A 15,450-nucleotide genomic window follows, 5' to 3' on the forward strand; every position below is an offset into this window, starting at 1 on the left:
TGTTTACCACTTGCGATATCGTTTTTGCCTTTTCAAATACTCAACGTCTTGCTCATGAGGGAGAATAAACTTCAATCCTTTTCCCATTTGCGAAGCTATATAATTAACATTGGACAAATGCTGAGCAAGTTCTGCATCGGTTGTATCAAACTCTTTTGACGCAAGCACTCCAAGATTTAATTTGTGCAATTTACTTTTATCTTTCTCAGACCCCGTTAGAATAGACTTAATATAGTCCAACTGATTCTTCGCCATAACATATAAAGAAAATGTAGGATTTTCATCTAATCGATGATTAATTGCATCAATAGCATCATTGATATAATCCAGCGCGGTGTAATTTTCTTTACTCATGAGTCACCTCAAATACTGCCCTGGCGGTGGCCTGAACCTGCGGATGCTCCACTTCTACCTGTTACACAGCATAGTGCATGCCCGTTCTCTCAACGGCACCGTTCGCCACGTGGATAATCTTGCCGTTAACATAGCGGGATGTCAGTTTTCAGAACAGAATATCCACTCCCGCGAGCTGAACGATAGTTCAGCTGAGCATGATTTTTTATTCCACGATGATCTGATCTCAGTGCCTGAAGTTAACTAATCCTCAGAACGAGGGCGGTTATGATATTATTTCTGTGAAACAAAAAATAAAACCACATTTCTATGGTTTTATTTAGATGGCCATGAATTAACTTTGTCAGCTCATCGTTTTTCTATGCGAAACGTAGAAAGAATGATTTCCATGCATCGTTTATTGGCTTCGTAATAATAATCCTGATGATTACGATGAGGCCCAACCACCTCAACGTAACACCACAAATCATTCATTTTAAAGATACGCATATCGTAATAAGCCCTGATATTCTCAGCAGCACTGACTATCTCTCCCGTACAGCTATAAAGATCGCCTGTAAACGAGGGATTGATATCATTTGGGATGCTGGCAATGTCCGATGTCGTAAGAGAGACCGCACTATCGTGGCGGTTAAAGCGCGCAGTTGCTTCATCGAAAATAGCCTGCGCAGCGGGATAATCAGCCTGACGGAAAAGACAGAAATTAATCACTCCATGGTTGACGTTACCTATTGTGTGTTCAATTACCAGACGATTATCATCCAGCGTATTCACCAGCCATGAATCCGGAATTTTAAATCCACTGTCATTTTTGTTGCTAAGGCTGACTGTTTTCAACAGTTCTGAAAGCATCAAATTGCTGCGATGCAGTAAATCCCAGTTGATAGCAATCAGGAAAATAGTATCGGCAATCGTGTTGTAATCTTTCGACGCACAAGCCGTTTTTAAAAGGAAGTAATTTCCCCCACCATTTACAGGATTATAATCCTTTTGCACCGTATATCGTGAAACGACCTCATCACCCGATGGCATCGTTTTAATGGACAGGATATCCGCAAACTTCCCGCTTCCTGAAGGATGCGTAATTATTCTTTGGCTCAGTACTTTCTCACCCATTAAATCGAGCTTATTTATAAGCCAGTCTGACGCATTCATCTCCCACTGACAGTGTTCATATGCAGCCCAGACTTCAATATAGGGGCCGGTGTCATCGGCGATGTATCGTCCGATATTCGTCAGCCCAACCTCCTGAAATGTGATCGGCTTTAACTCTGCTGGCTTAACATTCTGGGGTAACAATAGCCAGTAATGAAGCATCTCTTTTTCTGCAGAGGTATAGAGACATTTCCAGAAATTTTCCCGAATCTCTTTTTCCTGATCCTTCATCTCAAGAGGAAAAAAATATTGTTTTTCAGCAACCATAATGCAACCTCACTCGTCGCGCTTACTTAAGCCATAAACCCGAAAACATAAGGAAGCTTCCGAGGGTAATTAAGCTTTTAGCAAAGATAAGTAAGCCAGGCGCCACGGCACGTGTCATAGACGATAATTTTTCATAATTTTCCGCGTTGTATCTTTTGTGCCCCCCCATAATCCCGGAAAATAACGTGCAGAGCAGCACTACTGTGATCTTTAATCCCCAAACACACAAGAAAGACATGGATAAGATGATCGAATAATGCTTGGCCGTTGCGACGGAAAATAATGACATTGACTGAGCAAGCCATTTCAACGTAAAGCCAATGACGACCGTAGCCACTAACACTAGAACGAACATTAACCCCGCAAGGAGCCACTGCTTTTTGTTAAATAAATCTTTTCCATTCCAGATAAGCGCTAGCGTCCAAATCATAAAGACTATAAAGAAAAACCAATGCATCACAACGTTCCCCATTTACACATTTTAATCTCCTATCAGGACTGTAACACAGCCAGTCTTAATCACACCATCGCCACTGCCCGCCGCTGGGGACGGCTTACTTTCATCATCGTCATAAATCCAGTCAAGGATCGGTTTGAGAGCAAATTTGATACTGGCATCCCCTCCCAGACCGAGCGCCGCTGCAAGCTCACCGGACACCTTAAGGTTAAATGAATAATCAGTGCTATCAATCCAGGTTCCCACGCCTGCAGAAGCGCCAGCGCTACCTGCACTTCCTGAAAGTTTGCCATCGGCAACGACTACGCCATAAAAATCGGCTTTAGCCGTCGCCTCTCCTTTGACCGCCGCGGCTTCTGCGCCAAGTTCAACATTAAAGCCATAACGCCCTTTATTTCCGTCATATAGTTCACTGACGGCCTTCGCTTCAGCGGTTGCCAGGTATACATCCCCACCAACGCCGCCGTATTGTTGCCCTTCTTTTCCAATGCTTCCCGAGGCGCCATATTGTATTGCGGTGGCGTTTGCATTGAGATTAATCGCCCCGTAATCAGCTCGATCGGTCACTAACGTGCCGCTGGCAGTCGCCACCCCTACTTTAGTACGGACCTCGCCTTTATATTTATCCTGACTTTTTGTATTCCCGACCGTGATATCGGCAAGTGCGAATCCGGCTGAAGCCGTATCGGGTTTTCCAAAGCCGGATTTATCTTCAAGGCTTGCATAGGCGCCAAGCACACGGGCGTCGTAAACATCACCATGTATAGCACCATCTTTACCCGCATCCTTCGCCGCCGTTCCGCCCCAGTATTGCGGAGGTGCGGGTTGAGTGGATGCGACCGCAGGGGTTGCTGAGGTATTGCAACCCGTCTTGTCACCTTCCCTGGCGAGAGGCAAACCATTCACAAATACCGTTGTTGAACCACTGAGAATACTTCCCTGACCATGTTGGGAGCATGAAAGCGGGTCGCCTTTTCGTGCTGCCGGAAATCCGCCAATAATTACGTTGGGACTTCCGCTTTGAATTGGGCCAGTATGTGCGCTGGAATCAATGCGCGCTCTGGCGGCTGGTTTTCCCATAATAGCGTTCTCTGTACGCAGATTAACTGTTAACTTTTACAATCGCGCCCTTAATATCGGTAAGGTTAGTTCCCGTTATACTCACCGTATCATTTGCTTTGAGCTCGGTATTGATCCCATCACCTAGTCTTGTAAGCTCATCACCTTTGAAGATGGCTTGTTCCACAGCCTCTGCTTTGAGGTTGCCTTGGCCTACGTGAATCTCAATGGTATCCGGGGCGATCAGAATATAGTTGTCTTTAACTTTGAGTTTAATCGTGGTCACAGATTCCAGCAGCGCGTTACCTTCTTTATCCATGGTCAAGACGGTTTGATCTTTCCCAACGTTTATAACGTGCTTGTTACCAATATTATGCGTTTCATTATTACCTACATCTGATTTCAGGTTCCGCTTAATCGTAATATTCTCATCCTGTCCGATGGTTTTTCTACGATCGACACCGACATCATGAGTTTCAGAATTTTCAATATCCGTATCCATATTTTTTTCTGCATGGATCCAGATCTGCTCGTGCCCGGCTTTATCTTCAAAACGGAGAATATTGGCATTGTCTTTATGGCCATCTTTGCTGCGGCTATAAAAGCCCATCTGCGTCGCCGCAGCCGGCAGCGCCCACGGCGGCATGCTCGCGTCGTTATACACGCGGCCGGTAATAATCGGACGGTCCGGGTCGCCGTTGATAAAGTCCACCACCACCTCGTCGCCGACGCGCGGGATCTGCACCCCGCCGTAGCCCTGGCCTGCCCACGCGCTCGACACGCGAACCCAGCAGGAGCTGGTGTCATCGCCCTTCGCCAGCCGGTCCCAGTGGAACTTCACCTTCACCCGGCCATATTTATCCGTCCAGATACTCTCCCCCTTCGGCCCCACCACCTTCGCCGTCTGCGGGCCGTAGGTGCGCGGCCAAGCCGTGCTCTGCGCCGGACGGTAAACCACCGCCGACGGAATGACCGTGAAATCGGTACGGTGTATGGTCTCCCCCTCGCCGCTGGCGTAGCGGTTCTCCTCGAAGTGGTAGCCCGCTGCCGTCACCAGATACTCCCCGTTGTCGCTGAAGAACGGCGCGTTGGTTAACGTGAAGGTGTGCCCTGGCGCTATCCCCGCCGCCGTGGCGGTGGCCTGAATCTGCTGGTGCTCAACCTGCCAGCGCTCCTGACGGATACGGGCATAGAACTCCCCGTGACCTTTGTCCACAAAGCGCCCCGGCCAGTCGTACACGTCGATGCTGCCCGGCTTCGGCGACGCCGGGTTCTGCTGGGCCTGGAAAAGCCACGCGTTCGGCTTGCGGAAGTCATAGTCATCGAGGCTGTAAATCCCCGGCGTCACGCTGTCCTCCAGCGCCCACTGGCTGATGCCCTCTTCGTCCGTGCTGCCGCCTGACGGCGTCTGGTGGTACGGGATGACCTCGTAGCCGCTGAACGGCTGATGCTGCGTCGCGGCGTCGGTCAGCACCAGGGTGTGCTTGTCCGCATCGTGGCGGAAGTGATACGCAATTCCCTCCAGCTCCATCAGGCGGCTGATGAAGTCCAGGCTCGACTCCTGATACTGCACGCAGTAGTCCCAGACCCGGTAGCTGCCGGTGAGCTTATCCTCAACGTTGACCTGATGCTCACCGAGCAGGGTTTTGACAATCTGCGGCACCGTCTGGCCCTGGAAGATACGCAGGTTACGGTCGCGCTTCATCGGCCACAGGTCCGGCTCCACCGTCAGCTGGTACACCGCATAGCGGGTGCCCGTCAGCTCAACGGCGCTGACCGCCACGCGGGTAATTTTTCCGTTAATATAGCGGGACGTCAGCAGATTCTGCGTCGGGATGGTCACCGTGACCGGCTGGCCCAGCAGCTTACTGCGGTCAATGCGCGCGTCCGTGCCGAGCACGGTCAGCGTCAGCGCAAACGACTCGGACATCGCCTCGCGGCCCGTCAGTTTCCAGAACAGAAGCCCCTCCACCGGGAGCTGAACGGTAATTCGGTTGAGCATAATCTTTATTCCATTTAGCTTATGCGATGCAAAAAAGCGGGTCGCATCTCTGATAAAGCATCATTCAAGAAAGGGGCTTTTCCCGCTCGTTCATCCAAAAAACAAGAGAGTAGATTTTCAGTGACTCTGATGTGATAAATAACCCTACATTCAACCAGACGTTTGAAATTCCAAACACGCTTACTAAAAGAGGGAAAAATGAGACTGAACATCTGAATGAAATCAAACGAAATAATTCCTGAGCAAGAGCAAATTTGACTGCACCATTCTTTCGTTTGAAGAATAACCAGGCCGAAGCAAACAAAGAGAGTAATAAAAGTAAGTCAAGCACAAAAAAAAGCATGACCAAAATGCTGAAACCATCACCTGCAAAATAATTCAACGAAGCACTAAATGCTTTTGCGTCAGAAAGAAATGGGATTCTGTTGTGGCGTACTGAATTCGCGCAATAAAGTAAAATTGCGAGAAGATCCATACTTCCCCAGAAATACCCTGATTTACTCTTTAAATGAGCAACATTTTGTTTATGCACGTAATTAACACTGACAAAAATGGAATTCCGCATCTTCGCTTCAGCTAACTCTCCGGGGTCGGAGACAAATGGGCCTGTCGTTTTTCACTGACGGTGGTCAATTAAGACCACCGCTACTGACCCAACTGAGCTTTCAATCCTAAAGCGATTTTGTACATAAAGAGAAGAGACGATCTTCGAACACCTTTGGAAAAAGTCTCTGGCCTTGAAGATCGTGCATTACTAAGGATTCACCAGCCAGGTGCCCGGCTTGCTGATATCCAGCGTCTGGCTGCGCGTTCTCCCGTTGCCCTGCAGTTCAATCTTCGTCTCACCGGCTGGCAGCTTGAGCGAGGCATAGCCGTTGGTCGCCGGACGCAGCGCTTTTGGTTCGCCGTTCACTTTCAGCGTTTCACCGTCCTGGATACGGATATAAACCAGCGCGACCGGGCTGGCGTCGGCAGGTGGTGGCGTCTGTTGCGCCGTCGCAGGCTCGCTCACCGTCGCCGTTTCTGGCTTCACCTCTGGCGCGTTCGCGGCAGTTTCTGTCGGACGCGTCTCTGACGGAGGCTGGGCAGCCTGCTCAGGCGCATCATTCCCACCGCTGAACAGCATCGCCCCGGCGACAACGCCCACCAGCACGCCCGCGGCAACCATGCCCGGGATCTTATAGCGACGCCAGTCGAGCACCGAAGCTGGCTTCTCTTCCTCAACCGGAACCAGCATGGTGCCGGTCTTTTTGGCGGTGAGCACGTCGTTGATCCCGGCGACCGGCATCTCAATCAGCGCCGCGAATTCGTCGATAGACTGCGGACGGTCCTCCATGTGCAGCGCCAGCGCGCGGTCGATGGCCTGCAGCAGCGGGATGGAGTAGCCCTGCGGCATGATTTCCACCAGCGGCTTACAGGTGTCCTGGATGGAGCGCACCACGCTGACCGGCGGCGGAGAACCCACAATCAGGGTACGCAGCACCGCGCCGAGGGCGTAAATATCCGTCCACGGCCCCTGCTCGCTCTCGTTGTCGTCAGTGTACTGCTCAATCGGCGCAAAGCCGGGGCGCAGCATGGTTTCCGTTTCGTCGGAAAGGTTGCCGATTGTGCGGCGCGCGGAGCCGAAATCGAGCAGCACCGGCAGGCCGTTATCCTGGATCTGAATGTTATCCAGAGAGATATCACGGTGCAGATAGCCTTCGTCGTGGATGGTCTTGATCGCCCCGAACAGCATCGGCAGCGTGCGGCGGATCCAGGCCTCGTTGATCAGCTCCGGTTTTTCTTCGCGCAGGCGTGAAAGCGTGGTGCCGCTATAAAACAGCGTCCCCATGTAAGCCGTGTCGTTTTGTACCCAGAAACGCAGGACGTGCAGCAGGTTCGGGTGGTTAAACCGCGCCAGCAGACGCGCTTCCTGAATAAAGCTGTTCAGGCCCGCGGAAAATGCTTTGCCAAAGCGCTCACTGCGCAGCACCAGGGTCATGTCGTCGCCGCGCACGGCGAGCGAGGAAGGCATAAATTCTTTGATAGCGATAGTGCGTTCGAGCTGGTGATCCCACGCGCGATAGACAATGCCAAAACCGCCGCCGCCGATCACCTCTTTGATTTCAAACTCGTTGAAGCGGTACCCGACCGGGAGCGCGTTTGGGACAGTCCGATTGTTATCATTATCCGTCATCTTTTACAGTTCTCTTGATGATTATTACGCGGCAAACTGACAGTGAAACTCGCCCTGCTCGCAGGTGACATGCAGGCGTCGGTACTGCTCGTCGCTGCGGCTGGCGGTAAGTAAGATCTGGCTCATCTGAGGCAGCAGGGTGTTAGTCAGAATAGCATCCACCATGCGGCCCCCGGACTCCACCTCGGTGCAGCGCTGAACAATCTGTTCCACCACGCTGTCGTCAAACTCAGAAATAATGCTGTGATTCTCTTCCAGACGACGCTGAATGCGCTTGAGCTGCAGGCGCACAATCTGCCCGAGCATCTCGTCGCTGAGCGGGTAGTACGGCACCACCATCAGGCGGCCCAGCAGCGCCGGCGGGAATACTTCCAGCAGCGGCTGGCGCAGCGCGCCGCTTAATGCGTCAGGCTCCGGCATCAGCTCCGGATCGGCGCACATGGCGCTAATCAGCTCGGTGCCGACGTTGGAGGTCAGAATAATGATGGTATTACGGAAATCAATGTGGCGCCCCTCGCCGTCCTCCATCCAGCCTTTGTCGAAGACCTGGAAGAAGATCTCATGGACGTCCGGGTGCGCTTTTTCAATTTCGTCCAGCAGCACCACGCTGTAAGGGCGACGGCGCACGGCCTCGGTTAACACGCCGCCTTCACCATACCCTACGTATCCCGGAGGCGCACCTTTTAAGGTGGAAACGGTGTGCGCTTCCTGGAACTCGCTCATGTTGATGGTGATGACGTTCTGCTCGCCGCCGTACAGGGATTCCGCCAGCGCAAGCGCGGTTTCGGTTTTCCCGACGCCGGACGGGCCGCACAGCATAAAGACGCCCACCGGTTTGTTCGGATCGTCGAGCTTCGCCCGCGAGGTTTTCACGCGGCGGGCAATGAGATCCAGCCCGTGACGCTGGCCGATAACGCGCTGGTTCAGCGTATCGGCAAGGTTCAGCACCGCGTCGATCTCGTTTTTCACCATCCGGCCCAGCGGGATCCCGGTCCAGTCAGAGACGACTGCGGCGACCACGTTTTCATCTACCGCCGCAAACAGCAGCGGCTCGTCACCCTGTAAGGCGTTCAGCGCCTGCTGCTGCTCCGCCAGCTGGCTGCGCAGCTCGGCGGTCTCTTCCTCGCCCGCCGCAAACAGCGCGGCGCGCAGGCGGATGATCTCCTGCACCAGACCGCGCTCGTCTTCCCAGCGCCGGGCCAGAGCTTCGCGTTTTGTTTCATACGCGTCGCGCTCTGTGATTAACGACGCTACGCGGTCGGCCTCACCGGCGCCGACGCGCGCTTCGCGTTCAGCAATTTCAATTTCCACGTCCAGCGCGGCAAGATGGCGCAGGCAGTCTTCCAGCTGCGCCGGCGGCGCGCTCTGGCTGACCGCCACGCGGGCGCAGGCGGTGTCGAGCAGCGCAACGGCTTTATCCGGCAGCTGGCGCGCCGGGATGTAGCGATGGGACAGCTTCACCGCCGCGCTGACCGCTTCGTCGAGCAGCAGGACCTGGTGGTGCGTCTCCAGCGGCGACACGGTGCTGCGTAGCATCAGAATCGCTTTCGCTTCGTCCGGCTCGTGAACCTGTACGGTCTGGAAACGACGGGTCAGCGCCGGGTCTTTCTCAATGTACTTTTTGTATTCCGCCCAGGTGGTGGCGCCGATGGTGCGCAGCTGACCGCGCGCCAGGGCCGGCTTCAGCAGGTTCGCCGCATCGCCGGTCCCCTGCTGGCCGCCTGCACCAATCAGGGTGTGGATCTCATCGATAAACAGAATAATCGGCGTGGCGCTGGACTGGACTTCATTAATGAGCGCCTGCAGACGGGCTTCAAACTCGCCTTTCATGCCCGCGCCTGCCTGCAGCATGCCGATATCCAGCAGCCACAGCTGAATATTTTGCAGCGGCTCCGGCACGTCGCCGTCGGCGATACGCAGCGCCAGCCCTTCAACGACTGCGGTTTTGCCGACCCCGGCCTCCCCGGTCAGCAGCGGGTTGTTCTGGCGGCGACGCATCAGGATATCGACCATCTGGCGGATCTCCTCGTCGCGCCCGACAACCGGGTCAATCTTCCCGTCGCGGGCGCGGGCGGTCAGGTCCTGGCCATACTGGGCCAGCGTCCCCTGCGCAGCCGGTACCATACCCGCCGGTGCATCGACGGCGGCAGCGGCCTGCTGCGTCTCTTTGCTGTTGGCGCAAATAGCGTCGAACTGCTCGATCAGCACTTCGACGTTAAGGCGGGTGAACTGCGACGAGATGCTTTTCAGCACGTTGGCCAGATTCCAGGTCTTGAGGATGCCGATCAGCAAATGGCCGCCGCGAATGCGGCTGACGCCAAACTTCAGCGAGCCGAAGACCCAGGCGCGCTCCACGGCGCTGTCGATATGTTCGGAGAGATCGGAAACGGAACTTGCGCCGCGCGGCAGAGCGTCCAGCGCCGCCACGATATCGCGCGTTAGCTGCTGTTCGTCGAGGGCAAAATGGCGGATGACCTGCTGCAGATCGCCATCCTGCTGCTGCATCAGCTGATGCAGCCAGTGCACCAGCTCAACGTAGGGGTTGCCGCGCAGCTTGCAGAAGGCAGTCGCGCTTTCCAGAGAGGTAAATAACAGCGTATCCAGTTTGCCGAAAAGCACGGCACGGCTAATTTCTGACATGTTCGGTTCCGTTGATAACAATGCGTTAGAAAAATTTATCGCTCTGCGCGATACACCAGATCGCCACGCGGGACAGGCTGCGGCTGATGCCCCAGCCAGGTGTTAAAGCCTAATCGCCCATCGCTGCCGAGCGTGGTGCCCTGCACCGCGTCTTCACGCAGGATCACCCGTGTTTCCCATTCAAACTCAATTCCCGCGTACTGGCGCACCCAGTCGCGCAGCTCGGTGACCCACGCTTCGCCCGGCAGAAAGCGGTTGTACTCCTCCGCACTCAGCGGGCCAATCTCGATACGAAACTTATGCTGCACGTCGCGGACGGCGACGCCGAGAAAAGCGGATTCCCCCATGCGCGGCATGCGGCGTCCTGCTCCCAGCTGCGCCTGCTCGCGGGTGGAGAGCGGCATCCACTGCGGCACGTTGCTCACCAGCTTAACCGGCGCTTTAAAATAGCTGCGCAGGATCTTCTCCAGCCCTTCCGGATCCCGCCCGTGGCGGGTCAGGTGCCCGGCGTGGGTAAAGCGGGCATGGGCGCTCAGGCTGCCCTTATTCATCTGACCCGGCTGTCCCATGCCGATCAGCGACGCCAGGTAGCCCTCAAAGCGCTTATTGTCGGCGCGATCGAGGGAAACGGCAGGCTGCGCATCCGCCCAGGCGCGGTAAAACAGCAGCGCCAGACGATGATGGAACAGATCGGCAAACGCGCTGAGGCTGGTGTCCTGGTGATGATGAATCCGCTCGCGGGCGTACTCGGTCATATGCACCGGCAGCGGGCCGTTCGGGCCAAACAGGCCAAAGCTGAGGATCGACACCTCATGCAGCCCGCTTTCCTCACGCTGTCGCACCTGGGCCAGCGTCGACGGCGCAAAGCTCATTGAGGGCTGCTGGCCAATGCGCAGCGGCTCAAATTTCGGCAGCGGCGCGCGGCCCAGCGGGTAGCGCTCGCCGCCCTGTGCATCAATGCGCCTTAACAGCTGAAACAGATCGTAGCGCCAGGGCGTCTCGCGGACCCCGTGCCAGAACGTATCCGGCAGCTTCGTCAGGCGATGCACGCGCAGCGGTGCGGTGGCAGCGTCACTCATACCAGCGCCCTTTTACCCATGCGCGGCGCCCAGTAGCCTATCTCGCCGCGCTGCTGACTCTTCAGGGTGAACTCGGTGAAGCTGTTGATGGAGACCAGACGGGCAAAAAGGCGCTCCATCACGCTGCCGAAAAGCCACGGGCTGGCGCCGGAAAACGCCCGCTCGTCCACCGTCAGGGTGATGCCAATTCCGCGGGCGAAAACGACCGGGCCGGGTTCAGGCACGCGGCGGTGTACCGGCTCCAGTACGCAGTGGCGAACCCCCTCCACCTGACGCGCAACCGGCGTTTCGGCCAGGTTGGCGTACAGACCTAACAGCTGGCGCAGCGCCGCTGCCCCCTCTTCATTTTCGCTGTCCATCAGGCTGAGGTAGTTCATCTGCAGCTGGCTGATGAGCCGCCAGGTGCTGAACCCTTCCGCCAGCGCCGGACGCGGCGGCGTCGGGCCTTTGCGCAGGGTTAACCCCTTCACCGGCATGGAGTCGGCCATAATGAACTGCCCGAGCTCCTGCTGGAGCATCAGCGGCAGGTCGCGGCTGGTACAGAGCACCTCGGCAGAGATGTAGCGCAGGTTTTCCTGCCACGGGGCATGCTGTTCATCCACCAGCGAGACAAAGACCTCCGAGCCGATATAGCCGGTACGGGTGCCGTAGCGCAGGGCGTGCTCGGAGAGCACGCGCTGTTCCCGGCGCAGGGAAAAATAGGCCCCGTAGTTGCCCGCGTCGCCGCTCCAGGTGCTCCAGAACGGACGAAACGTCTGGTCGTCGCGCTGGCCGTCGGCGCTGCCAAAAATTTTATTTACCGCATAAATTTCGTAGTCCAGCGGGCGGATGTTATCGACCACCAGATGGTATTCATGCTGGCCTTCATTCAGCTTCTGCCGGGCCGCCACTTTCGGGAACAGGTTGATGACCGGCGTGCAGTGCAGCGCCAGATGGCTGGCGTCGACCACGCGCTCCAGCTGTTCATCCGACTTATCCAGCAGAATGAAGATATCGAAGGCTTTTTCGTTTTCGCAGCGCTGGATAAGCGTGCTCAGACCGCTCAGGCTGATAAAGCGGAAGCGGGCCGGAAACGCAAAATACTCCTGCAGCAGACGGTAGCCGTCAAAGTTGCGCAGATCGTCCGGGAGGAGCGCCTGGTCCGGCGCAAAGCCCTCCTGACGCAGCGCATCCGTTGCCAGCAGCTGTCGCTGCGGCTGCGGGCTGACCGTCTGGCAGACGATCCCGGCGTGGTGCTCCATCACCAGCTCCAGCAACTTCAGCGCCTCAATGTCCGGGCCGCTGAGGAAAAACTCCAGCCGGTCAAAATTCAGGTGCCCAAGGTTTTGCGGGCCGTCGCAGGCAATGCGGATCCGCAAGGCGCTGTTGATCCCCCGCTGGCTTAAGCCGAGCTGGGCCAGCGGCAGGTCAGCGGGCACGCCGCCGAGCTCCACTTTGTCGATTTTCAGCGGCAGCAGATTGACCTCGTGCGCGGTGGTATAGCTGCAGGTTACGCCAGTTTTTTTCAGCGCCAGGCTGTCCATCATGGTGCCGCGCGGCACAATAAAGCCGTTGCTCAGATCGCCGCGGCTGCTGTCGGGCTCAATTTCCGCAATCGCCATTGAAGGGGTGGGCGCGAGGTAGTTCGGCGCGATCATCTCCAGCAGACGCTGGGAGAAACGCGGAAACTCCGCGTCCATTTTCATCTGCACGCGGGAGGTCAGAAACGCGAAACCTTCCATCAGGCGTTCGGTGTACGGGTCCGCCACTTCGATGCCGCGCATGCCCAGCCGCCCGGCGACCTTCGGATATCGTTCGGCAAACTCGGCCCCCATTTCGCGCAGGTAGGCCAGCTCACGGTTGTAATATTCGAGCAGTTTACTTTCCATGATTACCCCGCATCTTTCAGTTCAAAATGGCCGTTTTCCAGATCGACATCGGTACGAAACAGAAACTCCAGCGGGTACGGCACACACCATAAGCGCCCTTTAATCTCAATGGATAGCACGTTATGCAGATCCAGCGAGGAGGTATCCGACACGCAGCGGACCTGCAGCCCCTGCGGCAAAATGCGCGGTTCAAAATTGATGATGGCCTCGGTGAGCTTGCGCTGAATATCGTGCCATTCGATATCCGACATTCTCTTCCCGGCCAGCGGCGCGACGCCGAAGTTAACCACCGAGCGGCTCACGTGCGGTAGCGCGCTTAAATCCCCGGAGGCATCGTGGTTGATGGTGTTAAACAGCCACTGCAAATCCCGCAGCACGTTACGACGCAGTGCGGCGTGGGTGATCAGGTTGCTGTTGGCCGGCTCGCGTTTTTTTTCCGGGTCGTTATCGGTGAGGCGATCGAGCAGCGAAGGCTGCATTTTGTCGCGCGCCCCCACCTTCTCCTGCCTGCTGCGGGCTTGCCAGCCGCTGCGCAGCAGATCGCCTTCGCCAGCGGGATTACTCATCGGCTCCATCCGTCGCAAACGACACGAGGCTTAACGACAGCAACGGGCTTTCGCTTTGCTCGCTGAGCCAGGCTTTCTGGCCCATCCCTTCGTACAGGGTGCCGTCCTCGTCGAGCGGCTGCCACTCGGTAGTGCGGCCCAGTTTGATCGCATCCGACGCATCGGCAGCAAACGGGTAACGCGCCGGGATCTGACAGACCTGCTCCGTACCGTCGGTCAGGCGCACCAGCGCGTGACGCCAGACCAGATCGGTCACGCTGGCAGGCGCCTGGAAACGAATCTCGGCGATAGCGTTAAACGGCAGCCAGAAATAGCGGCCGTTCACGATGGTTTCGCACACCGGGCCGAGACGGGCATCGCCGTCCATCAGCCAGTCAAACGCCTGAGCCTCATCATTTTCGAGGGTGATGTGACCGGGAGTGGCCTGCGCCTGGTCAAGCGCTTCAAGGCGCAGCGACCGGGCACGCTCGCCCTCCTCGCGGAGCGCCGCGGCCAGGGTGGTCAGCCACGGCCACTGAGTTTCAGGCATAGCCGGACGCGCCTGCCCCGCCATCACCTGTGCGCGCTGCAGCTCGCCCTGAATGGACTGCTCCAGCAGCGTGACGGTGGGTTTCGCCTGCGGCTTCAGCGCCAGCCAGCTTTTCAGCTGGGTCAGCGCGCGCGTCCCGTTGCCGCTGAGGATTAAAAACTGCACGAACGCGGCGCGGAGGTCTGCATCTGCCGGACGGGCTTTGATCTCCGCTTCAAGACGCGCCAGCGCGTCGTTGAGCGTTTCACCCGCCAGGTGTTGATAGAGCGTATTCATAGCCATTCCTTAATTCGCCGCGCGCCAGGCGCCTACTGCCGGATCGCGCAGCTGAGGACGCAGGGTATCAATCAGAACGATATTCAGCGGGGTGCCTGGGGCAACCCAGGCGCTCCAGGTTTTCTTTACCGCCGCAATACGCGCCTGCAGTTTTGCATCGTCGCTGGCGGTCTCGCGGGAAATTTCTACCGCTACCGTGCCGTTGCTCTTCCAGCTGTTCAGGGTGCTGTCGTAAGGCAGGATCATCCAGCTCTGATCGCTGTCTGGCGTGCTGAATACCATGCGCTCTTTATTGACGGAGGTGATCAGCGCGTTTTCCGGATCGGCGCTCTGATTCAGCCCCATCACCGGGAAGCCGTGAATGTACGTCACCGCCATCTCTTTCTGCCCGCCGTTGCGGGACTGAGAGATAACGGTGTGACCGCTCAGCCAGCTGCCGTTACCGCAGCGGGTAGTATCAGAATCCGGAATAAAGAGCGCCGGAGCGGACGCGCCGCCCTCCCAGAAGGTGCGCAGGTGGCAGCCATCCTGCAGGGTAAACTCCTGCCACGGCGTGCGGTCGGCGGCAACGGTGCGGGAAGCCACGTTCTGATCGGGTGGCAGTAACGCGCCGCGGGCTGGGGTTGCGGTGACGGTCTCGGCAGGCGCGGCCTGCTGCTGTTTCACCACCAGCGCCCAGTCCTGCGCTTTAGCTGCCGTGCCCTGCGCCAGCGTCGTCCCCTCGGGATCGTTGAGCATCCAGCTGAGTTTATTCACTTTGCTGCACTGGTGTTCCAGCAGCGAGCCAAGACGCGGCACAAAGTTTTCCAGCACGGAGACGTCTTTCTTGCCGTTCGCCACAATGCGCAGCGCCACTTCTGGCTTACACCAGCTCTGCGGGGTGTTGTCTTTGATGTTGTCGATCCAGATATCCAGCTTCTGCGCAGGAGACTGCACGATGCGGAAATTTTCAGCCTGCGCGGTGGAGGTCGCCGCCAGAAGTGCCAAACCCGATAGCCAAAGTTTCATATCGTTCCTTGTGT

Annotated in this window: 14 protein-coding genes; 1 reads left to right on the forward strand and 13 read right to left on the reverse strand. The window is 56.7% G+C overall.

What is annotated here, in order from left to right; translation table 11 throughout:
• Positions 1–3 precede the first annotated feature (3 nt).
• Positions 4–354, reverse strand: a complete 351-nt coding sequence (locus tag ACMGGH_RS18940) for an immunity protein Tsi6 family protein (protein ID WP_045261346.1) — start codon at positions 352–354, stop codon at positions 4–6.
• Between ACMGGH_RS18940 and ACMGGH_RS18945 the strand changes: the two genes are divergently transcribed.
• Complete coding sequence (locus tag ACMGGH_RS18945) at positions 353–601, forward strand: hypothetical protein (RefSeq protein WP_420299197.1); 249 nt, start codon at positions 353–355, stop codon at positions 599–601. The two genes, ACMGGH_RS18940 and ACMGGH_RS18945, sit on opposite strands and share 2 nt — an antisense overlap.
• Before the next feature lie 101 nt (positions 602–702).
• Here ACMGGH_RS18945 and ACMGGH_RS18950 read toward each other — a convergent pair whose 3' ends face one another.
• From ACMGGH_RS18950 to ACMGGH_RS19005, 12 genes are all read right to left on the reverse strand, one after another.
• Positions 703–1,776 carry a hypothetical protein gene (locus tag ACMGGH_RS18950; protein WP_232949186.1) on the reverse strand — a complete coding sequence of 358 codons (1,074 nt, stop codon included), beginning with the start codon at positions 1,774–1,776 and terminating at the stop codon, positions 703–705.
• Between the two features lie 22 nt (positions 1,777–1,798).
• Positions 1,799–2,233 (reverse strand): hypothetical protein, encoded by a 435-nt coding sequence (locus ACMGGH_RS18955; protein ID WP_028013479.1) that lies wholly within the window; start codon positions 2,231–2,233, stop codon positions 1,799–1,801.
• A 24-nt stretch (positions 2,234–2,257) separates the two neighbouring features.
• Complete coding sequence (locus ACMGGH_RS18960; protein WP_024909805.1) at positions 2,258–3,313, reverse strand: PAAR domain-containing protein; 1,056 nt, start codon at positions 3,311–3,313, stop codon at positions 2,258–2,260.
• A 22-nt stretch (positions 3,314–3,335) separates the two neighbouring features.
• A complete protein-coding gene (locus tag ACMGGH_RS18965) occupies positions 3,336–5,294 on the reverse strand; it encodes a type VI secretion system Vgr family protein (RefSeq protein ID WP_420299198.1) in 1,959 nt (652 codons plus the stop codon).
• Between the two features lie 64 nt (positions 5,295–5,358).
• Entirely contained in the window at positions 5,359–5,769 is a 411-nt protein-coding gene (locus ACMGGH_RS18970; protein ID WP_227008604.1) for a hypothetical protein, read from the reverse strand.
• A 279-nt stretch (positions 5,770–6,048) separates the two neighbouring features.
• Positions 6,049–7,470, reverse strand: a complete 1,422-nt coding sequence (locus ACMGGH_RS18975) for a serine/threonine protein kinase (protein ID WP_232948570.1) — start codon at positions 7,468–7,470, stop codon at positions 6,049–6,051.
• 24 nt (positions 7,471–7,494) lie between these two features.
• Positions 7,495–10,110, reverse strand: a complete 2,616-nt coding sequence (gene tssH, locus ACMGGH_RS18980) for a type VI secretion system ATPase TssH (RefSeq protein ID WP_232948569.1) — start codon at positions 10,108–10,110, stop codon at positions 7,495–7,497.
• 35 nt (positions 10,111–10,145) lie between these two features.
• Positions 10,146–11,189, reverse strand: coding sequence for a type VI secretion system baseplate subunit TssG (gene tssG / locus ACMGGH_RS18985; RefSeq protein ID WP_045630816.1), 1,044 nt, complete (start codon positions 11,187–11,189; stop codon positions 10,146–10,148).
• Positions 11,186–13,057 carry a type VI secretion system baseplate subunit TssF gene (gene tssF / locus ACMGGH_RS18990; RefSeq protein WP_045260272.1) on the reverse strand — a complete coding sequence of 624 codons (1,872 nt, stop codon included), beginning with the start codon at positions 13,055–13,057 and terminating at the stop codon, positions 11,186–11,188. Before tssF ends, tssG begins: the two co-directional genes overlap by 4 nt.
• A gap of 2 nt (positions 13,058–13,059) precedes the next feature.
• A complete protein-coding gene (tssE, locus tag ACMGGH_RS18995) occupies positions 13,060–13,623 on the reverse strand; it encodes a type VI secretion system baseplate subunit TssE (RefSeq protein ID WP_028013485.1) in 564 nt (187 codons plus the stop codon).
• The gene (locus ACMGGH_RS19000) at positions 13,616–14,428 is read right to left on the reverse strand and encodes a type VI secretion system accessory protein TagJ (RefSeq protein WP_041909547.1); all 813 of its coding nucleotides are present in this window, start codon (positions 14,426–14,428) and stop codon (positions 13,616–13,618) included. The genes tssE and ACMGGH_RS19000 overlap by 8 nt, the downstream gene beginning before the upstream one ends.
• Positions 14,429–14,437: 9 nt before the next feature.
• A complete protein-coding gene (locus ACMGGH_RS19005; protein WP_232948568.1) occupies positions 14,438–15,436 on the reverse strand; it encodes a hypothetical protein in 999 nt (332 codons plus the stop codon).
• Positions 15,437–15,450: the final 14 nt, after the last annotated feature.

It is taken from the genome of Enterobacter sp. BNK-16, assembly GCF_048684955.1.
Lineage (GTDB): Bacteria > Pseudomonadota > Gammaproteobacteria > Enterobacterales > Enterobacteriaceae > Enterobacter > Enterobacter bugandensis.